The organism is Enterobacter sp. BNK-34 (assembly GCF_048684445.1).
In the GTDB taxonomy this organism is placed as follows: Bacteria; Pseudomonadota; Gammaproteobacteria; order Enterobacterales; family Enterobacteriaceae; genus Enterobacter; species Enterobacter pseudoroggenkampii.
This window is the reverse complement of record NZ_JBLQUA010000001.1, coordinates 3,521,769-3,547,142: the sequence shown is the minus strand read 5'-3', so window position 1 is coordinate 3,547,142 and position 25,374 is coordinate 3,521,769. Positions and strand designations below refer to the sequence as shown.

Here is a 25,374-nt window from a genome sequence, read left to right as displayed (position 1 = left end):
ATGAAACACTCAGGAAGGTTCGATGTGAATGGTGCGAGGGGTAAACTCAGTCTGGTGTTCATCGCAGGGGTGCTGCCGCTATTTCTCATCCTGGCATTAATCACCCCTTTGTGGATTTATTTCACCGGCGAGTCGTTTTTTATTTCCACTCTGCTAAAGCTCGCCGAGGTTCAGAAAGACGATCTGGCTGTTGCAACGGTTTCGTCGCTGCGCCAGATACTCCTGCTGGCGATCCTTTATCTTCCGGCGGGGCTGTTTGCCTTTGCTGTCTGGCAGGGAATGAGCGTCACGCGTCAGGTTCGTCAAAAACAGATCCTCTCCCGGGCTCTGGCAAACAGCGTTCGCAAGATTGCCATCGCGATGTTAAGCCTTGGGATCGCACTGCCGGTCTGTCGCTTTTTGATCCCGCTGACGATCGCGTGGCCGGGACATTACTACCAGGTCACCCTTTTGCTTGGGGATTTTGTTCTGCTATTAACAGGCGGTTTGCTGCTGGTAACCTTTCACTCCCTGGTCGAAGGGATCAAAGCGGAAGAAGAAAATAAGGAGTTCATCTAATTATGGCTGTCGTGGTTCATCTGGACAAAATGCTGGTAGAGAAGAAAATGACGTCCAGAGCACTGGCAGCCTTTGTGGGGATCACTGAGCAAAACCTGTCGCTGCTCAAGTCCGGCAAGGTGAAAGGGATACGTTTTGATACGCTGGCGAAAATATGCGAGGCACTGCAGTGTCAACCGGGCGATATCCTCTCCTGGGAGCCGGACAGCCCGGAATGACGCGCCAACCCCCACTCTCTGTGGGAGTCCCCCGCACAGAGATATATCCGAAAACCACCCTGTTGGGTGCTGAAATTAACCTTTCGTCTCTCACATCCGCAAAGAACGGCTATCCTTTAATTATCAACAAAAGGAGGCAAAAATGTCTGATATCGGTACTGATAAAAACACCCAGTTTGCTGAAGACAAAGCAAAAAATAAACTTGATGAACTTGCAGGTTCGGCGCAGCAGCAGTTTGGTGAGTTCGTTGATTCACCAAAGCATCAGGTAAAAGGTGCGGCAAAAAAATATGCCGCGCAGGCCAGCGATGCTGTTTCCGATGTTACTGAAGCGGTCAGAAATAATCCCCTCACCGGCCTCGTCGCAGCGGGTGCGGTCGGTATTGTTCTCGGCCTGTTGCTGGGTCGAAAATAATAAAAGGCCCTTCGGGGCTTTATTTTTTGTTAACTGAACAACCTGACCATGCGGTCTAACTCTTCCTCTTTCACAGCACGCGATAAATAATAACCCTGAAAGTTTTTGACGCCCAGCGCGACTAATTTTTCGAATTTCTCTTCACTATCAACCCCCTCTGCAATGCAGTCTGCCCCGGTCATGTCGCTATAAATCTGTATCGCTTTAATCAAGTTATAGTCATTGTCGTTTGCCACAAAATGCTCGACGATGTCCCGATCCAGTTTGAGTCCGTCAAAATGCACCTGGCGCACCGGGAACATGGTTTGGTGGTTAGAGAAACAGTCATCCAGAAACAATCGACACCCCGTATTGCGTAAATGCCGCATGGTTTCAGGGATCCTTTTGTCCTTCGTCACGTCAATATCTTCTGCAAATTCAAAGACCAGCTTTTCGGCCCACTGCGGTTTGAGCAGCATGCCGATGGCTTTTCTCGCCATATCTGGCAAGGCATTGCCGGAAGCCAGACGAGGCGGGATATTCACTGAAAAATAGTATTTCCCGTTATACTTATTAATTCCTGATACGGCGGCATGAATGACTAGCGCCGTTATTTTTAGCCATATCTCATAACTGGAAATATCCGTAAGAAAACCGGTTGGTTTGACAATCTTACCATTCTTATTCCAGCGAATGAGTATCTCAAACCCTACACCTTTTTTATCACGATCGGTAATGATCTGATAGGCAGGAAATATCTCTTTGTTATGCAACGCATTGAAGATTTCTGCTTCCTTATCCGTAAATTCCTTTTTTTGACTTCGCCGTTTAATACTTCCTTCTGCTTTTAAATTGTGCGGATCGTGTAGCCATTGCTTAATTAACCTTAATTTCAGCACACCTTCCTTGCGGTGGGTGTAAACCGTTTTATTAGAGAGCCCCATTCTATCGCACATTTCTTTTACGGACATGCCGCGGTAGCAATTTAACAATACATCAATCTCTCTTTTTGTAAGCCATTTAATATTTTCATGCGGAGAAATATCCGTACTGCGTTCGCGTAATAAACGTGAGCGGTCCTTAAACCCGTTATGGTGGGTGTGAAAACAGGTTATTACATCTGAAACATGGGCTATACGAATTAATGACAATTGATAGCGGTTATTTAAAAGACTGCTAAGGGTGCGATACAACCAGCCATCCGGTATGTCACCATACAGGGTGACGCGTCGAATAACGGGGAGTGCATTGAGAACGGATGCCAGTCGCTTCAGGCTCTCCAGAAGATCGACAATACCTTTGCCGAGAAAAGCTACAATATGAGTATTCTGATTTATAAGGATATTTTGCAGTTCCTGTTGAGAGACCTCATCCCCCTCAAAGTGAATATGCGTGGCCTGTACTCCGTACCTGCTAAGGATCTCGCGATATCCCTGGAATGTGAACGCGCAGGCTGAAACGACAAATTTATGTTCATCGCACGCCCCATTTCTGAGAGAAACTTTGTGGATCATAACCTGCTCCTGGGCACCAAAAGCGCCGTTTCCATTTGTGAATAAATTAAATTTATTGCACACGTTGAGAACAGTAATTTTATCCTGGAGCCTCAAGGTAAGATACAGTTATCAGCCTGATTCACTGGAACATCTTTGCGTTAATCACCAGTTCGCAAATATACTTTTCTTTGCAAATAACAACGGCAAATATCTCATTCTCAGGGTATAATGAGAATTCCGAAAAAGAAGACTGAACACTTCATCTATCGGCTCATTAAAATACGAGAAAAATGCTATGGATAATCACATCTCATCCAGGGCCTTGCTACATCGAAGGGATGTTATAAAGAACAATCCGCGATTCGGTGAGGCAATATTAGAGCACTACACAATTAATGACACCATCTATAAAAAACAACCTCTTTTCTACAAGACAATGCTGCAGGAATCACGATTTAACATTATCCTCTCTATGTGTTGTTTTATTTTTGGAAAACAGGCGGAGTCAGTTTCAGAGATTAAAGATTTATGTTCTCGCTATAAGATAGCCAGCCCCAACAGCGTTATTGCGATCATTACGATACTGAGAACCACCGGGCGCATCAGGACCTGGCGCTGTACGGAAGACAGACGCAAAACGAGAATCGCGCCAACTGAAAAAGGCCTGAATGAACTTAAGCGTTATATGTCCGGCGCATTTTTGCCCGTCAGCATTCTTTACCCAACATTCAATATTAACGTGAACCTGCTGGATAATGATATTTTGAGAAATAACTTCTTCCGCCGCGCGGCAGAATATCTTTTTCGGGGATTAACGTTCAGGAAGGTGTTGCCTGAAGTGGGATTATTTATCGATAAAGATGGCGGACGTATGATTATGCTTTATCTTTACCTGCAGGCTATGAAAAATAAATCTGCCCATGGTGCCGTCATCGACTATTCAGCCAGCACGCTCGCAAAAGAATTTTTCGTTTCGCGTATCCATGTCAACCGGATTATCAAATCGGCTCAGGAGGCAGGCTACCTGAAAGATCGGGGTGATGGTCGGCTATCGATATACCCGGCGTTTATCGAACTCGTCGAAAATTATGCCGGGTTATATTTTGCCTATGTTACGCATTACATCAACGTAGTACCCAAAGAGCGACGCCACGCTCACAACGTGACGTCAACCGTATAATCCTCCAGGCGTTCGGTCTCCCGAACGCCCTTCACCTATCGTTCCCGCAGCGCCTCTTTTGCCTTATTCAGCGGTTTCAACAGATAATCCAGAATGGTTTTGCTGCCGGTTTTAATATCAACGGTAGCAATCATGCCCGGAAAGACCGGAAATTCCTGCCCTTGCTTATTGGTCAGATGGTTACTGTCGGTACGAATATAGACGCGATAGTAGTAGACATCTCTTTTCACCTCATCCTGCAGGGTGTCCGGGGAAATCATGGTCACTTCCCCTTCCAGCCCGCCGTAAATGGAGTAGTCATAGGCCGTCACTTTCACCAGCGCCTTCTGACCGGGATGGATAAACGCCACATCGCGCGGCGATATTTTCGCTTCGACCACCATCTGATCGTCAAGCGGGACCAGGCTCATCAGCTTGCCGTTCGGCGGGATAACGCCTCCCACGGTCGTGACGTCAATGTCCTTCACGATCCCACGAACCGGCGCATTGAAGGTCAGCCGGGTCAGGGAGTCCTCACGCCCTTTCATCACCGAACGCTGGGCTTCAATCTCCGCGTTGGCTTTCGCCAGCTCTTCACGGGCGCGAACGTAATACTGGTTTTTCATCTCGGTGATTTTATTCTCAAGCTCATTTTTTTGACGCTCAAGACGCAACACCTCAACCTTGCTGGCCGCCCCCTGGGTCACCAGCGGCCGGGTTAACGACAGCTCGCGCTGCACCAGCTCGGCACCCTGACGCAACCCGGCCAGCCCTTTTTCGAGGCTTTCACGACGGGACTGGTAGAGTGCCGTTTCCTGTTTGACCAGCTCAACGTCGTCATCCAGCTCACCCGGAAACGCCAGTTCCGTGTCGTTCACCTCGGCCTTCAGGCGCGCAGCCGTGGCCATCGCCGCATTCAGACGAGACTCACTCTCCAGCACGCTCGACTCGGTTTTCGTCCGGTCTAGCTGCGCAAGCTGCTGGCCGCGTTCCACAATGTCGCCTTCGCGCACCATCAGGCTGTGGATAATGCCGCCTTCCAGGGACTGGATGACCTGCTCATGCGAAGACGGTATCACCTTGCCGCTGCCGGTCGTCACCTCATCAAGATGGAACAGGCTCGCCCAGGCGATAAACGCCGCCAGCAGGGCGAACAGGGACCATGCCACCAGGGTAGAGCGCGGAAGGCGAGGCTCCTTCAGTCGGCTATTGAAACGGGAGAAATCATTCATGCCGCGCCCTCCTCGGCAACCGCCGCCGGCTTCATGGTCACGGTGCGCTGCGCTGTCTTTTGCGGCGCCATTCCGTGCTGGTGCAGGATGGCGTCGCGCGGGCCGTCCATCACCACCTTGCCGTTTTCCAGCACGATGATGCGGTCGACCAGGTCCAGGATCGGCAGGCGATGCGTCGCCACCACCAGCGTCCGGCGTTTACCCAGCCATGTGTGAAGATGCTGAATAAACTGCTTCTCGCTCATTTCGTCCAGCCAGGCCGTTGGCTCGTCCAGCAGCAGGATAGTCGGCGAGGTGATCAGGGCACGCGCCAGCAGCAGCGCCTGACGCTGTCCGCCGGAGAGGCCCGCCCCGCCCTCGTTGATGATATAGTTCAGCCCCATTTTCTGTTTGCGCACAAACTCCAGCGCGCCGCTGTTAACCAGCGCCTGATGAATTTCGTCATCGGTCGCCAGCGGGTTCCCCATCAGGATGTTGTCCCGCACGGAGCCAAAGAACAGACGGGCCTGCTGGCTCAGCAGCTGCATGTCGCGACGCACGTCGGCCGGGTCGAGGTGATTGAGGGCAATATCATCCAGCAGAATGCTGCCCTGCTGCGGCTCCTGCATGCCCGCCAGAAGCTGTAACAGCGTGCTTTTACCGGAGCCATTACGTCCGAGCACCGCCACGCGCTCTCCGGCGCGGATCTGCAGCTTGCTGATGTTAAGTACGGTAAGTTTCTCTTCCTCGTCGTAATAAAACCCGACGTCCTCAAGCGCGTAGTCGCCGCGCAGGTGGGCCTTGTGCACCTTTTTGCCGTGCTGCGGATCGTCAATCGGCCGCTGCATCAGATCGTCCAGCCCCTTGCGGGCCACTTTTGCCGACTGCCAGCGCGAGAGCACGCCTGAGATCTGCGACAGCGGCGCAATGGTCCGTGACGCCAGAATCGAGGTACCCACCAGCGCACCGGTGGTCATGTCACCGCTGATGACCAGGTAACAGCCCACCAGCAGTACCACCGCATAGACGATAGACTGCACCTCCTGGGTCCAGGTGAGCAGCAGGCCCGTCAGCCAGCGCTGCTTCATGCCGACGCTGGCGGCGACGTCGTTGGTGTTATTCCACTGGTTCTGGAAACGCTGCTCGGCGCGCATCAGCTTGATGTCTTCAATGCCCTGCACCGCTTCCACCAGCGTGGCGTTACGGATGGCGGATTCACGCATCCCTTCGCTGGAGAGTTTCCCCAGCGGGCGCTGCACCAGCAGGCCCGGAATAAGCAGCAGCGGAACCGCGAGCAGAACCACCAGCACCAGCGGGCCGCCAATCATCCACAGAATAAAGACGAACAGCAGGAAGAACGGCAGATCGGAGATAGCCGCAATCGTGGTGGAGGTGATGAGCTCCCGCACCGACTCCAGCTCGCGGATCTGGGCGATAAACGATCCGGTTGATTTGGATCGCGCGCCGTTTTTAATCCGCAGCGCGTGGGCAAACACGCGTTCAGAGATACGCAGATCGGCGCGTTTGCCCACCACGTCAGAAATATGCACGCGCAGCATGCGCATGATGAATTCGAACACGATGGCAATCATCACGCCGCCAAACAGCACCCACAGCGTGGCTTCCGACTGCGACGGGACCACTCTGTCGTATACCTGCATGGAGAAGACCATGCCGGAAAGCGCCAGCACGTTGGCGACCAGCGCCACCAGCATAATGTCGCTGTAGCGTCGCCAGTCCTTCAGCGCCAGCTGCCAGAACCAGTTTTTCTCATACGGTTTGATGTAGTCGTCCACGCGGGCATCCGGCGTGGATTCGAGCGGGCGCAACACCATCAGCCCCTTTAGCCGCGCCCCGAGCTCGTCACGCGTCAGCGTCGTCTCCAGCCCCGCGTCGCCGCTGAACTGCAGGCTGACGTTGCCTTCGCTGTCCATGCGGTTGATCACCGCGATTTGTCCGCCGGTGAATTCCGCCAGCAGCGGCAGGCGCCACGGATCGAGGGATACCGCTTCCGCCGCCACCATACGCATCCCCAGCCCAAGCTGGCGTGCCATCTCCTCCAGCACCAGCTGGCGCGGAGACTGGCTTTCATGGTTAATCGTGACCCGAACATGCTCCGCTGAGAAATCCAGCCGATAATGTTTCGCGATGATAAGCATGCCCTGCAGCCAGGGTTCGTACTGTGGATGTGTCTTCATAATCTCCGGGTTAACGCAATTCGTGTAAAAGAAACGCCAAAAGGCCGCGAGGATCGCTCCCCGCGGCGTTGGTTTACGCAATTAACAGCTGATGGTTCGCCAGCAGCGTCGCCAGATCCGTCTGCACGCCGTTCAGGGTCACCAGAGTGGTTGGCGAGAACTGACCGCCTGTACCGTCCAGGTCAACCTGGATCTCGGTATTGCTGCCGTTCTGCACCACGCGGATGTAATCGCTGATATTGCCCGCGCTGCTGTCCAGCGTGGCCACGCCGTTCACGTAGCTCGCCGAACCCGTGCCGGTATAGCCGCTGCCGGAGAGCAGATCGCGCAGGTCAATACGATCCGTGTCCGCGGTCCCTTCCCAGGTGCCGACCGTAAAGCCGTTCACCACGTCGTGACCGTTACCGCCCGTGGCATCCGAGGCGTTGATCAGCTTGTAGAGCAACGTATCGTGACCGCCGCTGCCGATGTTGAAGGTGTCGTTCCCGCCCCGGCCTTCGAACCGGTTATCACCGCTGTTGCCGGTAATGACGTCGTCGAAGTTCGAGCCGTTAATTCCTTCAATGTTGAGCAGTCGTGACGTACCGAACCCGGTGTTCTGCGCGGTAGAAAGGCGCAAATCAACGGTTACGCCGGAGGTCGCATTGCGGTAATCCACCACGTCCATCCCACCGGTGTTGCTCCAGGTGTCGTAGTCGGAATGGGTAGTCCAGCCGCCGGAACCGTTGTAGGTATAGGTGCCAAACTCTGCGATAAAGGTGTCGTTATACCCGGTTCCGGTAATGGTTCCGCTGTGGCCGCCGGTGGCCGCTTCGGCCGTCAGGACGTAGCCCTCTTTGCCGTTGCCCGCCTCCAGGCCGCTCCAGGTGACGTTATCCGACACGCCGTTGGTGATCTTCAGGATCTCGGCCGAGTAGGTTTCATTCGGATCCAGCCCGTAGAAGCTCACCAGCGCAGAGGTATCGTTCGAACCGATACCGGACTGGGCGTTGATGATCTGCGAGGCCACCAGTACGCCCGCGGCGTTGTACAGATTGACCGTATTGCCGTAGTAGGCGTTGATGCCCTCGCTGTCGACAATGTGCAGGTGCATCGCGGTGCCGTCAGCAATGGTTTTGCTGTTTTGTACCAGCACCACCTTGCCGTTCTGCTGAGAGACCAGCAGATCCTGCGCACCGTCCCAGTTGTAGTCCACTGCCGCCACGCCGGTGACGTTCGCCAGTCCGGAAGCCAGCTGGCTTGCAGTCCAGGTCGAGCCGTAACCGTTGTTGGTGAACAGCGTTGCCGTCTGCGAGCCGCCATAGGTGCTGAGCTTGACGATGTCCATCTGCCCGTCACCGTTCCAGTCCACCGCCACCGACAGATACCCCGCCGTGGCGTTAGAGGCCTCGACCGCGCTCTTGGTGGTTGAGAGCTTCCCGGTACCGTCGTTGTAGTAGATCACCCCGCCGTTGTTGTTGTAGCTGCTGCCCAGGTACAGATCCATGTAGCCATCGCCGTTGAAGTCCGCCCACGTCATGGACGCCGCCGTGGTGGTATTCGAGGCGTTGGCCACAAACACATTCGTCAGGTTCTGACCGATAGAGAGCGTGCCGTTACCGTTGTTGTTGATCACGGTTAACGAGTACGCGCCGCTGCGGTTGGTGTGCTGAACCACATCCACGGTGCCGTCATTGTTAATATCGACGCCGGAGATTTCACGCATGGTGGTGAACTGTCCCCAGAACCCCGCACCGCCGTACGTGCCGTCAGGCGAGAGTACCCCGTTGTTGTTGATCAGATAGGTAATGGAGTCCGCGCCGGAGTCACCGTACGCCAGATCCAGATAGCCATCCCCGGTTTTGTCGTACGCAATCACGCCGCCGTACCAGATGGTGGTCCCCATCGCCAGCTGGCTGGCGTTATAGGTGCTGCCATCGTAGGTCCACATCACCTGCGTGGATCCTGAGTAGGTGGTCTCCGTGGCGAAAATGTCCTGCGTGCCGTTACGGTCAAAGTCGGCGGCGGTCTGGCTCACCACGTAATAGCCGCGGGTGTTGGTCAGGGTATTCCCGGCATAGGTCGAGCTATCGCTGCTGGAATAAGACTGGCCGTTAGCAATGATGTTCCACAGACCGCTGCTGTTCATGCCGAGGGTCATGGTGGAGTTGTTGCTGTTCCCCGCCGTGGTCGCCCAGTCGGTATTCACCGAAGTGGTGTCAATCACCAGGCTGCCGGTTGCCGTACCGGTGGTATTGCCGTTACCCGCGCTGCTCTTCACCTGCGCCGTCACGCTGTAGCTCGCCACGCTCAGCGCATCGCCGTCCGGGATCTGCAGATACCAGGTGTTGTGATCCGGATCGACCACCACCGCGCCGCCGGTCTGGGAGGTGTAGGTTTTGCCGTTCACCGTCACCACCAGGTATTCACCGTTCACCAGGTCAGCGGAGACGGTGCCGGTGACAATCGGCGTGGTGTCCGACGTGGTCTGCGCGGTAATCGCCGCCGTGGTGGTCGGGATGCTGGTATCAACGTTCAGCACAAAGCCGTCAGACTCCGTGTAGTTACCGGCCCTGTCGGTGACGCGCACAATGTAGGTGTGATTTCCGTCGCTCAGGCCGTTGTCCTGGAAGGACCAGCTTGCGCTGCCGTTCATGGTCACCTGACCGAGCAGGACCCCGTCACGATAGAGCTGCACAATTTCACCGTCGTCCGGAGCGCGGTTAAGCGTCCCGTTGATCAGCGGCGAGTTATCGTCCGTTGCCACCGCGCTGCCAAAGGTGCCCTGACGCTCGCCTTCACCGTCGGTATAGCTCACGACCGTACCCACCGTGGTTGGCGGCGTGGTGTCCACCGTCACCACCTGAGAGGCGGTGGAGCCGACGTTGCCCGCCTGGTCGATAATCCGCACCTGGTAGGTGTAGTCTCCGTCAGGCAGATCGCGGGTATCGGTGTAGCTCCAGCGCTGGTTGGTGACCGTGGTATCGAGCCAAGTGTTCCCGCCGTCCAGGCTTATCTGTACGCGCTCGTCGCTTGCCAGCGCGCTGCCCAGCGAACCGTTGATGGTCAGCGTGGTGTCCATGGTGATGAAATCACTCCCGGACTGGCCGGTATCTTCGCTGATGCTGTCGATGGTGACGCCGTACTGCGGCGCCTGCGTATCCACCGTCACCGCCTGCGAGGTGGTTGCCCCGACGTTCCCCGCCTGGTCGACGACCCGCACCTGGTAGTTATGGCTGCCGTCGGTCAGGGTACGGGTGTCGCTATAGCTCCACTGCGTCCCGCTGACGGTGGCGTATACCCAGGTCGTGCCGCCGTCCATGCTCACCTGCACGTACTCTCCCGCCCCTAACGCTGCGCCAAGCGTTCCGTGCAGCGTGTACGAGGTCGAACTGGTCAGGAAGTCGTTATTGTCGAATCCGGTATCCACGGTGATGTTATCCACGGTCACCGTAATCGCCGCATCCGGGGCGACCGTATCGACGGTCACCTGCTGATGGGCGCTGGCACCCACGTTGCCCGCCGCATCCACCACGCGAACGTAGTAGTCATAGGTCTGGTTACCCAGCGTGCGGCCATCGACGTAGTACCAGCTGTTGCCGGTGACGATGACGTTCTGCCAGGTCACGCCGCCGTCGATGCTGATTTGGGCATACTCGCCGTCGGCCAGCGTCGCGCCGAGCGAGCCGTGCAGCGTCAGGGACGTATCGTTGGTGATAAAGTCGCTGCTGCTCAGGCCGGTATCGTCACTGATGCTGTCGATGGCGATGGTTTTGCTCGCGTCCGGCGCAACCGTATCAATGGTCACCACCTGGCTGGCGGTGGCGCTGATATTGCCCGCGTCGTCAATCACGCGCAGCTGGTAGTTGTAATCCCCGTCGGCCAGCGTGCGGCCATCAACATACGTCCAGCTCAGGCCGCTGACGCTGACGTCGGTCCAGGTGACGCCCCCGTCAAGGCTGATCTGCGCGTGGTCGCCGCTGCCCAGCGCCGCGCCGAGCGTCCCTTTCAGGCTGATCTGGTTGTCGCTGGTGATAAAGTCGCTGCCGGACAGGCCGGTATCCTGCGTAATGGAATCCACGGTAATGGTGGTTGCCGCAGGCTTCGTCAGGTCAATCACCACGTCCTGGCTGTCCGTGGCCCCCACGTTGCCCGCGTTATCAATCACGCGGACCTGGTACTGATACGTACCGTCCGTCAGGGTGCGGCCATCGGCGTAGCGCCAGGTGGTGCCGGTCACGGTCAGGTCGATCCAGGTGACGCCGCCGTCGAGGCTGAGCTGCGCCTTCTCGTTATTGCCGAGCTGCGCGGTCAGCGAGCCGTTGACGACGACCTGGCTGTCGTTGGTGATGAAATCCGTTGCGCTCAGGCCGGTGTCGTTTTGCAGCGAATCAATAGCGATCCCCATCGACGGCGCGGTGAGATCCACCGTGACGGTATGGTTATCGATGGCGCTGTTGCCGATGGTATTGCTGACCTGCGCGTTAATCACGTACGAGCCGCCGTCTGCCAGCGCGGTCACGTCAGCGCTTCCCACCGTGTAGCTCCAGGTACCGTCATTCTGTACGGTCGCAGTATAGGTTTTACCGTTCAGCGTGATGGTCACCGTCTGGCCTACAGGCGCGTCGGTGGTGCCGCTGATGACCAGCGGCGTGCTGTGCTCGGCGGCGTTGACGATATCGTCCTGCGCAAAGGTGTTAATGGTGATGGTTGGGACATCGCCGTTCAGCGTCACGTCGTGTGTTGCGCTGCCCGGGTTGCCCGCCCTGTCGCTTACCGAAGCGGTGATGGTGTACTCCCCGTCGCTCAGGCCGAGGAAATCACGGCCCGGTACGAAGACCGACCACGATCCGTCCGCCCCGACGGTCGCCTGATAGCTGTGCCCGTTGAAGGAGACGGTCACCGTCTGGCCCTGTTCCGCCGTGGTCGTGCCGCGGATGGTCTGGCCCGCCAGCTGCTCGGCGTTGTTGACGATATCGTCATCGGCCACGGTGCTGATGGTTACGGCTGGCGCGACGGTGTCTACCGTTAAGGTGTGCGTGGTCTGGCCGCCGTTACCGGCTTTGTCGTTGACCGAGGCGGTCACCGTCAGCGCGCCCTGGCTCAGCGCAGCCAGATCGGCTGCCGGAACGTCGAGCGTCCAGGTGCCGTCGCTGCCGACAAGCGCAGTGTAGGTTTTGCCGCCCAGCGTCACGGTAACGGTCTGACCCGCCTCCGCGCTGGAAGATCCGTGCACGGTCAGCGGCAGCTGCGCTTCCGCGGCGTTCAGCATGTCGTCAACCGACAGCGTCGCAATGCTCACCACCGGCGCAGTGGTATCCACGCTGATGCCGTGCGTCGCCGACGCGCTGTTGCCCGCGCTGTCCTGCGCCGACACGGACACCTGATAGCGCGCGCCATCGGCCAGGGCACCCACGTCTGCGGCCGGAACGGTGGTCGTCCAGCTGCCGTCGCTCTGGATGGTGGCCGTATAGCTCTTGCCGTTCAGCGTCACGGTAACCTGCGTCCCGCTGGCAAGCTGGGCGCTGGAGCCGTTAATCACCAGGGACGAACCGGCTTCAGCCGCGTTGATGACGTCGTCACCGCTAACGGTGTTCACCGTCAGCGCCACGGAGGCGGTGTTGACCACCACGTCATGGGTCTGGGTGCTGCTGTTACCCGCGCTGTCGGTAATGGTCGCGCTGAGGGTCACGGTGCCGTCGGTCAGGGCGGAAATCACGCTGGCCGGAACGCCCACGCTCCAGTTGCCGCTGGCGTCAACGGTGGTGGTGTACTGGTGCGAACCGAGGGTGATAACCACTTTATCACCGACGTTCGCGCCGGTTGCCGACCCGCTGACGATCTGCGCCTGGCCGTGCTCCACGCTGTTAATCACGTCATCGCCCGCCACCACGTTAAAGCTGACGGTCGGCGGCGTGGTATCAAGCGTAATCGTCTTACCCGCGCTGCCCGGATTACCCGCCGCGTCGCTCACGCTCACCTGCACGGTGTAGCCGCTATCCGCCAGTGCGGTCAGATCGCTGCCCGGAACGTTCACGCTCCAGACGCCGCCCTGCTGCACCTGGGCTGTATAGCTCTTACCGCCCAGCGTCACGGTGACCGTCTGCCCGGCTTCCGCCGTGGTGGTGCCGGAGATAGCAACGCCCGCAGCCGCTTCGCTGCCGTTAATCACGTTATCGCCTGCGACCGTATCAATGGTCACGGTTGGCGCAGTCGCGTCCACGCTGTACTCCCGGCCCGCCGTGGCGCTGTTGCCGTGCGCGTTGGTGACGCTCACCTGCACGCTGGCGTCACCGTCTTTCAGGCCCGCGAGATCCGCGGACGGCACGGTGGCCGTCCAGCGGCCGTCAGCATCCACCTTCGCGGTATACGTCTTGCCGCCGAAGGTAATGGTAACGGTCTGGTTTTCCTCCACGTTCGAGGTGCTGCCGGAGAGCACCAGTTCCGTACCTTTCTCCGCCGCGTTAATCACGTCGTCGGTGGCAATCGCATCGATGCTGATAGCCACCGCCGCCAGATCGACGGTCACGTCATGGCTGATGGTCACCGGGTTACCCGCCGCGCTCTGGCCTGCAACGGTCACGGTGACCGTACCTGCTGCGAAGGCCGCGACGTCTGCCGCCGGGATCGCCGCGCTCCAGGAACCGTCTGCCAGCACGGAGGCCGCATAAGTTTTGCCATTGACGGTCACGGTGAGCGTGGTGCCTGCCGCCAGCCCGTCGCTGGAGCCGGTGACAATCAGGTTCTGCCCGTGCTCGATGCTGTTGATCACATCGTCGCCCGCTACCGTATCAACGCGCAGGCCCGGCAGGTTAGCGTCGATCGCGATCTCGCGCTCGCCGGTCCCGGTATTGCCATGGCCGTTGGTGACGGTTGCTGACACGGTCAAATCGCCATTGCCCAGCGCCGTCAGGACGGACTCCGGCACGTTCACGGACCACGTCAGATCGCTCTGCACCGTCGCGGTGTAGGTGTTGCCGCCAATGGTCACGGTGACGGTATTGCCCGCTTCCGCGTTCGTTACCTTGCCGCTGAGGGTCTGGCCCGCGGCCACTTCCGCCGCGTTGATAACGTTATCGCCCGCGATGGTGTTGATGGTGACGCCCGGCAGCGCGGTATCGACCAGCAGATTCGCGGTGTTGCTGACGCTGTTGCCCACGCCGTTGGTGGCGGTCGCGTTCAGGGTGTAGTTGGCCTGGCCGAGACCCGCCAGATCCGCCGCCGGGACCGTCAGGCTCCAGGTGCCGTCTGCGGCGGTCGTCGCCGTGTAGTTATTACCGTTGAGGGTCACGATCACCACGGTGCCTTCCGCGAGGTTGGCGCTGGTGCCGCTGACGCTCAGATCCTGACCTTTCTCCACCGCATTCAGCACGTTGTCGCCGCTGATGGCGTTGAAGGCCACGGACGGCAGGCCGGTATCGACGGTCACGTTATGCGTGCCGGTGCCGGTGTTGCCCGCCGCGTCGGTGACGGACGCAGTCACGATCACGGTGCCGTCGCTGAGGCCGGAAATCACGCTGGCCGGGACGCCCACGCTCCAGTTACCCGCCGCGTCCAGAACGGTGGTGTAAGTCTGGCCGCCGATGGTCACGGTCACCTTATCGCCCGCCGCCGCGCCGGTGGCGGTGCCGCTGACGATGTGCGCCTGGCTGTGTTCTGCGAGGTTAATGACATCATCCCCCGCCACGGTATTGATGGTCACCGCAGGAACGGTCACGTCCACCGTCAGAGTGTGATCAACCGACGCCGGGTTGCCCGCTTTGTCGCTGACGCTCGCCGTCACGATGACGCTGCCGTCGCCGAGCGCCGCCAGATCCGCCGCCGGAACGCTCAGCGTCCAGCTGCCGTCCGCGCCTGCGGTTGTGGTGTAGTCTTTGCCGTTCAGCGTCACGGTCACCGTCTGGCCCGCTTCGGCGGTGGTGGTACCGGACACGGTCAGATCGGACTGCGCTTCTGCGGCATTCAGAATATCGTCAGCCGCAAGGGTATGAATGGTCACGGACGGCGCGGTCGCATCCACGCTGTACTCACGCCCCGCCGAGGCGCTGTTGCCGTTCACGTTGGTGACGCTCACCTGCACGCTGGCGTCGCCATCCTTGAGGTGTGCCAGATCTGCAGACGGTACGGTCCAGGTCCAGTTGCCGCTGTCGTCCACCGTGGTGGTGTAGATTTTGCCGTTCAGGCTGATGGTCACGGTTTGACCGGCCTCCACGTGGGTGGTCGCACCGGACAGCACCAGATCCGCGCCCTTCTCCGCCGCGTTAATCACGTCGTCGGTCGCAATCGCATCGATGCTGATGGCAACGGTCGCCAGATCCACCGTCACATCGTGGCTGATGGTAATCGGGTTGCCCGCTGAGCTGTCGCCGGTAACGCTGATTTTGACGGTGCCTTCCGGCCACGCGCTCACGTCCGCTGCCGGAACAGCCGCGCTCCAGGTGCCGTCCGCCAGAACCGTCGCCGCATAGTCTTTACCGTTGACGGTGACGGTCAGCGCCGTGCCCGGCGCCAGCCCGTCGCTGGAGCCGGTGACAATCAGGTTCTGCGCATGCTCAATGCTGTTGATGACGTTGTCGCCCGCCACGGTGTCCACGCGCAGGCCCGGCAGGTTAGCGTCGATGGCGATCTCGCGCTCGCCGGTGCCGGTGTTGCCGTGGCCGTTGGTGACGGTGGCCGTCACGCTCAGGCTGCCGTTGCCCAGCGCGGTCAGCACGTCAGACGGCACGTTCACGGACCAGGTCAGATCGTTCTGCACCGTCGCGGTATAGCTGTTGCCGCCAATGGTGATGGTAACGGTATTGCCCGCTTCGGCATTCGCCACGGTGCCGCTCAGGGTCTGGCCTGCGGCCACTTCCGCCGCGTTAATGACGTTATCGCCCGCCACGGTGTTGATGTTGACCGTTGGCAGCGCGGTGTCCACCAGCAGGTTCGCGGTGTTGCTCACGCTGTTGCCCACGCCGTTGGTGGCGGTTGCGTTCAGGGTGTAGTTGGCCTGACCGAGACCGGCCAGATCCGCCGCCGGAACCGTCAGGCTCCAGGTGCCGTCTGCGGCGGTCGTCGCCGTGTAGTTTTTACCGTTGAGGGTCACGGTCACCGCGGTGCCTTCCGCGAGGTTGGCGCTGGTGCCGCTGACGCTCAGATCCTGACCTTTCTCCACCGCGTTCAGCACGTTGTCGCCGCTGATGGCGTTGAAGGCCACGGACGGCAGACCGGTATCGACGGTCACGTTATGCGTGCCGGTGCCGGTATTGCCCGCCGCGTCGGTGACCGACGCCGTGACGGTCACGGTGCCGTCGCTGAGGCCGGAAATCACGCTCGCCGGGACGCCGACGCTCCAGTTGCCCGCCGCGTCCAGCACGGTGGTGTAAGTCTGGCCGCCGATGGTAACGGTGACCTTATCGCCCGCTGCCGCGCCGGTGGCGGTGCCGCTGATGATGTGCGCCTGGCCGTGCTCAGCGATGTTAATCACGTCGTCGCCCGCCACGGTATTGATGGTCACCGCAGGCACGGTGATATCTACCGCCAGGTTGTGATCCACCGATGCCGGGTTGCCCGCCTTGTCGCTGACCGATGCGGTGACGGTCACGCTGCCGTCGGTTAATCCAGCCAGATCCGCCGCTGGAACGTTCAGCGTCCAGCTGCCGTCTGCGCTGACGGTTGTGGTGTAGTCTTTACCGTTCAGCGATACGGTGACCGTCTGGCCCGCTTCGGCGGTACTGGTACCGGACACGGTCAGATCGCTCCTCGCTTCGGTGGCATTGAGAATGTCGTCCGTCGCCAGGGTGTTGATGGTCAGGCTCGGCGCGGTCGCATCCACGCTGTACTCGCGGCCCGCCGAGGCGCTGTTGCCGTTCACGTTGGTGACGCTCACCTGCACGCTGGCGTCGCCGTCTTTCAGACCCGCCAGGTCGGCGGCTGGCACCGTGGCCGTCCATTTGCCATCGGCGCCTACGGTCGCGGTGTAGCTCTTGCCGCCGAAGGTGATGGTAACGGTCTGGTTTTCCTCAACGTTCGAGGTCGCCCCGGAGAGCACCAGATCCGCGCCCTTCTCGGCGGCGTTAATCACGTCGTCGGCGGCAATCGCATCGATGCTGATGGCAACGGTCGCCAGATCCACCGTCACATCGTGGCTGATGGAGACCGGATTACCGGCGCTGCTCTGGCCTGCCACGGTCACGGTGACCGTGCCTGCATTCAGCGCACCCACGTCCGCAGCCGGGATCGCCGCGCGCCAGGTGCCGTCCGCCAGCACGGTCGCCGGATAGGTTTTGCCGTTGACGGTCACGGTCAGCGCCGCCCCCGCCGCCAGCCCTTCGCTGGTGCCGGTGATAATCAGGTTCTGCCCGTGTTCGATGCTGTTGATCACGTCGTCACCCGCCACGGTATCCACGCGCAGGCCCGGCAGGTTAGCGTCGATAGTGATATCGCGCTCGCCCGTTCCGCTATTGCCCACGCCGTTCGTGACGCTGGCTGACACGGTCAAATAGCCGTTGCCCAGCGCGGTCAGCACGTCCGACGGCACGTTAACGGACCAGGTGAGATCGCTCTGCACCGTTGCGGTGTAGCTGTTACCGCCAATGGTCACGGTCACGGTATTGCCCGCTTCGGCATTCACCACCTTACCGCTGATGGTCTGGCCGGCTGCCAGCTCCGCCGCGTTAATAATGTCGTCGCCCGCAATGGTGTTGACGATCACGCCCGGCAGAACGGATTCCACGTTCACGGTGTGTGACGTGCTGGTATTGTTGCCGACGCTGTCCGTTGCCGATGCGGTAACGGTATACAACGCTTCGCCCAGTTGGCTCACCTGATCCGCCGGAACGGTAGTCGTCCATTTCCCGTTATCGTCCACCAGCGCGCTGTACGCTTTGCCGTTCAGCATCACGGTCACCGCCGCGCCTGCCGCCAGGCCGGAAGCCGTACCGGAAATCGTCAGATCCTGGGTTTTCTCGGTGTTGTTGATCACATCGTCACCGGAAACGGTGTCAATGGTCAGCCCCGGCGCGGTCAGGTTCACCGCCACGCCGTGCGTGGCGCTGTTGCTGTTGCCTGCTTTATCGGTCAGCGCTGCGGTAATAGTGTGATCCCCGGCGGCCAGCGCGGTGACGTCCGCCGCAGGCACGCCCACGCTCCAGTTGCCGGAGGCGTCCAGGGTGGCGGTGTACGATTTGCCGTTGAGGGTGACCGTGACCACGTCGCCCGCCGCCGCGCCCGTCACGGAACCGGTGACAATCAGGGCCTGCGCATGCTCGGCGCTGTTGATCACGTCGTCGTCGGATACGGTGTGAATGGTCAACTGTGGAACGGTGGTATCCACCAGCACGTCGCGATCCGCGGAGGCCGGGTTGCCCGCTTTGTCCGATACGGCGGCGCTGACGGTGTAGTTCCCGTCGGTAATACCGCTCAGATCCGCGGACGGCACGGTCACGCTCCAGCTGCCGTTGGCCTGAACGGTGGTGGTGTAGTCCACGCCGTTCAGCGTCACGGTGACGGTCTGGCCCGCTTCGGCGTTGGTGACGCCGTTAATCACCAGATCCTGCTGCGCTTCAGCCGCATTGATGATGTTGTTGTCGCTGATGATTTCAATAGACACCGTCGGCGCGGTCGCGTCCACGCTGTACTCGCGGCCCGCCGACGCGCTGTTGCCGTTCACGTTGGTCACGCTCACTTGCACGCTGGCATCGCCGTCCTTCAGGCTGCCCACGTCGGCAGACGGTACGGTAGCCGTCCAGTTGCCGTCGGCATCGACCGTCGCGGTGTACGACTTGCCGCCGAAGGTGATGGTAACGGTCTGGTTTTCTTCCACGTTGGTGGTGGAGCCAGACAGCACCAGGTCCGCGCCTTTCTCCGCCGCGTTAATCACGTCGTCAGAGGCAATCGGGTCAATGCTGATGGCGACTGCCGCGAGATCGACCTTCACGTCATGGCTGATGGTCACCGGATTCCCCGCGGTGCTTTGCCCCTCCACGGTCACGGTAACCGTGCCCGCAGCCAGCGCGCTGACGTCTGCCGCCGGAATGGCCGCCGTCCAGGTGCCGTCCGCCAGTACGGTGGCCGCGTAGGTTTTGCCGTTGATGGTGACCGTCAGCGCCGCGCCCGTTGCCAGACCGTCGCTGGTGCCGGTGATAATCAGGTTTTGAGCGTGCTCGATGCTATTGATCACATCGTCGCCCGCCACGGTATCGACGCGCAGGCCCGGCAGGTTTGCGTCGATGCTGATGTCGCGCTCGCCGGTGCCGGTGTTGCCGTGGCCGTTGGTGACGCTGGCTGACACTGTCAGATCGCCGTTACCGATGGCGGTTAAGACCGAGGACGGCACGTTGACCGACCAGCTCAGATCGTCCTGAACCGTCGCGGTCCAGGTATTGCCACCGACTGAAACAGTGACAGTGTCACCGCTCGCTGCGCCGCTCACTTTTCCGCTGAGGGTCTGCCCGCTAGCCACTTCCGCCGCGTTAATGACATCGTCCGTGGCGACGGGGTTGATGGTGACCTGCGGCAGCGCGCTGTCGACCAGCACGCTGTGGCCGGTGCTCGCGCTGTTCCCCGCGCTGTCGGTCACGCTCGCCGTCACGGCGTAGCTCGCTTCGCCCAGCGCAGAGACGTTTGCCGCCGGAACGGTCACGCTCCAGTTCCCGCTCGCGTCGGCGGTGGCCGTATAGCTGATGCCGTTCAGGGTCACCGTAATGGTGGTTCCGTCCGGCTGGTTGCTGGTGCCGGACACCTGCAGATCCTGGCCTTTCTCAGTCGCGTTGATCACGTCGTCAACCGCCAGGGTATTAATGGCAATGACCGGCGCGGTCAGGGAGACGTCAAACTCGTGCGTCGCGGTGGTGCTGTTACCGGCTTTGTCGGTGAGGGTCGCAGAGATCGTCTGCTCGCCGTTTGCCAGCGCGCCCACGTCCGCCGCAGGAACGCCCACGCTCCAGTTGCCGGACGCGTCCAGCATAGCGGTGTAGTCTTTGCCGTTCAGGGTCACGGTAATCACGTCGCCCGCCTGCGCGCCCGTCACCTTACCGGAGACGATCAGCGCCTGGCCGTGCTCGGCAATATTCACGATGTCGTCGCCCGCAACGATGTTGAACGAAATCTGCGGCACGGTGGTGTCGACCAGCACCGAGGAACCTGCGCTGGCCGGGTTACCTGCCTTATCGGACACGGTCGCCGTGACCGCCGCGCTGCCGTCGGTGATGCCCGCCAGATCCGCCGCCGGAACGTCGAGCGTCCAGCTGCCGTCCGCCTGCACCTGCGCGGTGTACTGATTGCCGTTGAAGGTCACGGTGACCGTCTGGCCCGCTTCGGCAGTAGACGTCCCGCTCAGGGTCAGATCCTGCGCCGCCTCTGCCGCGTTCAGCATATTGTCATTGCTGATGGTGTTGATGGTCACCGTCGGCGCGGTGGTGTCGACGCTGAATGCCTGCACCGAAGAGGCCGCGTTACCGTTCACGTTGGTGACGCTGACCTGCACGCTGGCGCCACCGTCCTTCAGGGCACTCAGATCGGCAGCCGGAACGGTCCAGGTCCAGTCGCCGTTGCCATCCACCGTCGTGGTGTACGTTTTCCCTGCAATGATGATGGTGACGGTCTGGCCCGCTTCCACGTTGGCGGTGGTGCCGGACAGCACCAGGTCCTGGCCTTTTTCCGCCGCGTTAAGCACGTTGTCGTCGGTCACGCTGCTGATGGTGATGGCGACCGGCGCGAGATCGACGTCCACGACGGTGCCGATGGTCACCGGGTTACCGGAGGCATCCTGCGCGCTTGCCTTGATATCCAGCGAGCCATCCGCCCACTGGGACACGTCCGCCGCCGGTACCGCTGCCTGCCAGGTGCCGTCGGCCAGCACCGTTGCGGAATACGCTTTGCCGTTAATGGTCACGGTGACGGCGCTGCCCGCCGCCAGATCGGTGCTGGTGCCGGAGACAATCAGATTCTGGGCGTGTTCGATGACGTTAATCACGTCGTCACCTGCGACCGTATCAATACGCAGTCCCGGAAGCTGGGCGTCGATGCTGAAGTCGAGAGAAGAAGAACCGGTATTACCGTGCGCGTTGGTCACGCTGGCGGATACGGTGAGGTCGCCATTGCCGAGCGCGGTTAACTGGCTTTCGCTTAACGGCAGGCTCCAGGTGAGATCGTCCTGCACGGTAGCCGTGTAAGTCTGACCGCCGAGGATAATCGTGACAGTGTCACCTACCGCCGCGTTCGTCACCTTACCGGACAGGGTTTGCCCTGCCGCCACTTCCGCCGCGTTAACGATATTGTCGCCCGCCAGCGTGCCGATCGTCACCACCGGCAGCGAGCTGTCCACCAGCACATCGTGTGAGGTTGAGGCGCTGTTGCCTACGCTATCCGTGACGCTCGCCGTCACGGTGTAATGAGCTTCTCCCAGGATGCTTACGGCCGAGGCCGGTACGGTCACGCTCCAGTTGCCGCTGGCGTCAGTGGTGGCGGTGTAGTTGATGCCGTTCAGGTTAACGGTGACGCGCGTGCCTTCCGGCTGGTTGCTGGTGCCGGAGAGCAGCAGATCTTCGCCCTTCTCGGTCGCATTGATTACGTCGTCCGCCGCCAGCGTGCTGATACCAATAACAGGCGTCACGGTATTCACCACCACATCCAGTGAACTGCTTCCGGTGTTGCCGGATCGGTCGGTCACGGAGACGTCAATGGTCCATGTGCCGTCCGTCAGCCCCTGAACGACGGACGCCGGCAGGCCGAGGCTCCAGTTGCCCGCCGCATCCACCACGGTGGTGTAATCCACGCTGTTAATGGTAATGGTCACAAGGTCGCCCGCTGCCGCACCGGTGACGGAGCCGCTCAGGATCTGCGCCTGTGAATGGGCGAGCTGGTTAACGGTGTTAGTGTCGGTGACAAAGTCATTAATGGTCACCTGCGGTACGGTCGCATCCACCAGACCCACGCGATCGGCGCTGCTGCTGTTGCCCGCCACGTCGCTCACGGTTGCCGTCACGGTAACGATGCCGTCCGTCAGGGCGCCGACGTCAGCCGCCGGGACGCTCAGCTGCCAACTACCGTCCGTCTGGACCGTGGTCTGATACGTTTTGCCGTTCAGCGTCACGGTGACAGTCTGGCCGGGTTCCGCACTGCTGCTGCCGCTTAACAGTAAATCCTGCTGCGCTTCTGCCGCATTAATGATGTTGTCGGCGGTCAGGTTATCGAGCGTAATCGCCGGTGGCTGCGTATCCACCGTGACAACGCGCGCCGCGTCCGCGCTGTTGCCGCTGACGTTAGTGACGCTGACGCTCACCTGCGCGCGCCCGTCGGTCAGGGTTTCCATGGCGCTGGCGGGTACGGTCAGGCTCCAGGAGCCATCCTGCTGCACTTGCGCAGTAAAGGTCTGGTCAGCGAATTTCACCACCACGGTCTGCCCCGCTTCCACGCCCTGCGTCTGGCCGGAAAGGGTTAAATCACCGCCTTTTTCTGCCGCATTCAGCAGGTCGTCGCCGGAGACGGTATCAATGGTGACCGCCACGGCGTTCAGATCGAGTTCAATCGGGTGTTCAGCCGCAACGGGATTGCCCCAGGCATCTACCGCGCTGACGCTCACCGTCATGCCGCCCGCCGTCCAGGCCTGCAGGTCTGCCGCCGGAACGCCGATCTGCCAGTTGCCGCTGGCGTTAACCGCGGTGACGTACTCAACGTTGTTGATGGTGACGACAATCTGCGTGCCCGGGGCCAGATGGGTACTGGAGCCGGTGACGCTCAGATCCTGCTGCTGCTCAATGGCGTTGATCACGTCATCGCCGGAAATGGTGTTCACGCGCAGACCCGGCAGCTCCGCGTTGATATTGATATCACGCTCGCCGGTGCCGGTATTGCCGTGCCCGTTGGTCACCGACGCGGTGAAGGTTAAATCGCCGTCGCCGAACGCCTGAAGATCCGCTGACGGGATCTTCACGCTCCAGGTCAGATCGCTGCCAACCGTTGCGGTGTAGCTCTTGCCGCCTGCGGTGATGGAGACGGTATCACCCGCCGCCGCGCCGGTAACGCGACCGCTGAGGGTTTGATCGACGCCCGCTTCGGCGTTATTGACCAGGTTGTCGCCCGCAAACGTATTGATGATGACCTGCGGAAGGACGGTATCCACCAGCAGATTCGCTTCGGCAGAACCGCTGTTACCCACGCTGTCGGTGCCGCTGACGCTGACGGTGTAAAGCGTGTTCGCCAGATTCAGGACGTCGGACACCGGCACCTGGACCGCCCAGATACCGTTTTCGACGGTGGCCTGATAGCTGACGTTGTTCAGCGTCACGGTGACGGTGGTGCCGTCCGGCAGGTTGCTGGTGCCGGTCAGGCTCAGCGGCTGCATCGCCTCCTGGGCATTCAGGACGTTATCCTGGCTGATGGCGTCAATCGTAAATTCTGGCGGATGTCCACTCAGCGTAATGCCGTGCGTGGCGCTGCCGGTGTTGCCTGCCGCGTCGGTCACGGAAACTGAAATCGTATGGTTGCCTTCACCCAGCGCGCCCAGCACGGACGCCGGAACGCCCACGCTCCAGCTGCCGTCCGCCAGCACCACGCCGGTGAAGGTCTGACCGCCAAGGGTTACGGTGACCACATCGCCCGCGGCGGCACCGCTCGCCTGGCCGGAAATGATGTGCGCCTGACCCTGCTCGCTGATATTGAGAATATCGTCGCCCGCCACGGTATGGATGGTGACGACCGGCGCGACGGTATCCACCGTGAAATCTGCCGTCACGGACGAGCCGTTGCCCGCTTTGTCGCTAACGTTCACCGTCAGGGTGTGATTGCCCTCGCTGAGCGCCTGCACGTCGCCCACCTCCAGCGTGACGGACCAGGTGCCGTCGCTGCCCACCGTGGCGTTATAATTTTTACCGTTCAGGGTGACCGTGACGATCTGACCGGCTTCCGCATTCGTTTTACCGGTTAGCGTCAGCGGCTGATTATGCTCAGCCGCATTAATGATGTTGTCCTGTGCGAGGGTATCGACAGAGAGGGTTGGCGCGGTGGTATCCACGCCAATCGTCTGGCTTCCGCTGACGGTGTTACCCGCCGCGTCTTTGCCGCTGACGTTGACGGTCCAGGTACCATCGCCCAGCGCCTGCGCGTCTGCCGCAGGTACGTTAACGCTCCACGCGCCGTCTGCCCCAACTTCAGCCGCGTAGGTTTTGCCGTTCAGCGTCACGATGAGTTCGGTACCCTGCGCCAGATTTTTGCTGGCACCGGAGAGCGTAAAGCCCGCAGATTGCTCGCTGGCGTTCAGCACGTTATCGCCCGCCGTGGTGGCAAGCGTAATGGCGGCCTCGGCGGTAGAGACCGTCACGGTAATACTGCCCGCAGAGGTGGTTTTACTGCCGTCGATCTGCACGACCGACCAGGTGTGCTCCCCGTCCGTCTGGGTCGGTAATATTACCGTCCACGTGCCGTCTTTGCCGACCATGGTGCTGGCAATGGTGCTGCCGCTGCTGTCTTTGATCTGAATGGTCGCGCCCGGCTGACCGGTACCGCTAAAGGTTGGGTTGCTGTCGTCCGTGATCTCGTTTGCACTCAGCACGCCCTGCTTGTCACCCGCTTTATCCGACAGCAGGAAGGTCGGCGTGGCGCTTTCAACTTCTTTGGTATTATCAATGACTTTTGTTTTAGTTTCACCGTCACTGCCGTTTGCCAGCAGTGCCCCGATGGCACCGCCGCCTAACGCAGCTCCCGCAATCCAGCCCCACGGCGCGTCGCTTAAAACACTTTCCTGCTCGAGGAAAGATTGAATGCTGCTAATCGGTGTGGCCTGCGCGGTTAACTCGGTCACCGCAACGCCTGACGCTTCCCCGGCATCGGCAAAAGAAATATGTGTCAGTTCCTGACGGTCGTTGAACACCAGTTCTGACTGGTTATGCGTCTCTGGATCTTCGACAAAATAGTTATTGCAGCGAATCACGCTGCCATCTTTCATATAAATGAGGAGGTCTTTCCCCTGGCGGACATAACGCGCCACATCCTGAGCAGAACCCTGGATTTCAATCACGCTCGGCGATGAAATAGAGACCGACAGATTTCCTTCGCCGGTTAATTTCGTTTTCTCCGCCGTTTTGCGAATGATGACATCAACAACCTTTACGTTACTCATTTCTTCTCCTTGCAGGTGTGCGGATTCCTGTGGATATGTCCACCAGACGGATGTAGCTATC

Annotated in this window: 8 protein-coding genes; 4 read left to right on the top strand and 4 right to left on the bottom strand. The window is 60.0% G+C overall.

Annotated elements, in window-relative coordinates; translation table 11 throughout:
- The 3 genes from ACMGG5_RS17385 (at position 1) to ACMGG5_RS17375 (ending at position 1,191) form a co-directional block, all read left to right on the top strand.
- Entirely contained in the window at positions 1–558 is a 558-nt protein-coding gene (locus tag ACMGG5_RS17385) for a DUF2975 domain-containing protein (protein WP_032645327.1), read from the top strand.
- A gap of 2 nt (positions 559–560) precedes the next feature.
- The gene (locus tag ACMGG5_RS17380) at positions 561–776 is read left to right on the top strand and encodes a helix-turn-helix domain-containing protein (RefSeq protein WP_024908393.1); all 216 of its coding nucleotides are present in this window, start codon (positions 561–563) and stop codon (positions 774–776) included.
- 142 nt (positions 777–918) lie between these two features.
- Complete coding sequence (locus ACMGG5_RS17375) at positions 919–1,191, top strand: DUF883 family protein (protein ID WP_024908392.1); 273 nt, start codon at positions 919–921, stop codon at positions 1,189–1,191.
- Between the two features lie 29 nt (positions 1,192–1,220).
- On the opposite strand, the gene ACMGG5_RS17370 is transcribed toward ACMGG5_RS17375, so the two are convergent.
- Complete coding sequence (locus ACMGG5_RS17370) at positions 1,221–2,684, bottom strand: EAL domain-containing protein (protein WP_420278252.1); 1,464 nt, start codon at positions 2,682–2,684, stop codon at positions 1,221–1,223.
- Positions 2,685–2,961: 277 nt separating this feature from the next.
- Between ACMGG5_RS17370 and ACMGG5_RS17365 the strand changes: the two genes are divergently transcribed.
- Positions 2,962–3,846, top strand: a complete 885-nt coding sequence (locus ACMGG5_RS17365; protein ID WP_407820799.1) for a MarR family transcriptional regulator — start codon at positions 2,962–2,964, stop codon at positions 3,844–3,846.
- 35 nt (positions 3,847–3,881) lie between these two features.
- Here the strand turns inward: ACMGG5_RS17365 and ACMGG5_RS17360 are convergent, their stop codons facing one another.
- From ACMGG5_RS17360 to ACMGG5_RS17350, 3 genes are all read right to left on the bottom strand, one after another.
- Complete coding sequence (locus ACMGG5_RS17360) at positions 3,882–5,057, bottom strand: HlyD family type I secretion periplasmic adaptor subunit (RefSeq protein WP_024908389.1); 1,176 nt, start codon at positions 5,055–5,057, stop codon at positions 3,882–3,884.
- Positions 5,054–7,234 carry a type I secretion system permease/ATPase gene (locus ACMGG5_RS17355; RefSeq protein ID WP_248164459.1) on the bottom strand — a complete coding sequence of 727 codons (2,181 nt, stop codon included), beginning with the start codon at positions 7,232–7,234 and terminating at the stop codon, positions 5,054–5,056. The genes ACMGG5_RS17360 and ACMGG5_RS17355 overlap by 4 nt, the downstream gene beginning before the upstream one ends.
- 73 nt (positions 7,235–7,307) lie before the next feature.
- A complete protein-coding gene (locus tag ACMGG5_RS17350) occupies positions 7,308–25,313 on the bottom strand; it encodes an Ig-like domain-containing protein (protein ID WP_420278251.1) in 18,006 nt (6,001 codons plus the stop codon).
- Between the last annotated feature and the right edge of the window lie 61 nt (positions 25,314–25,374).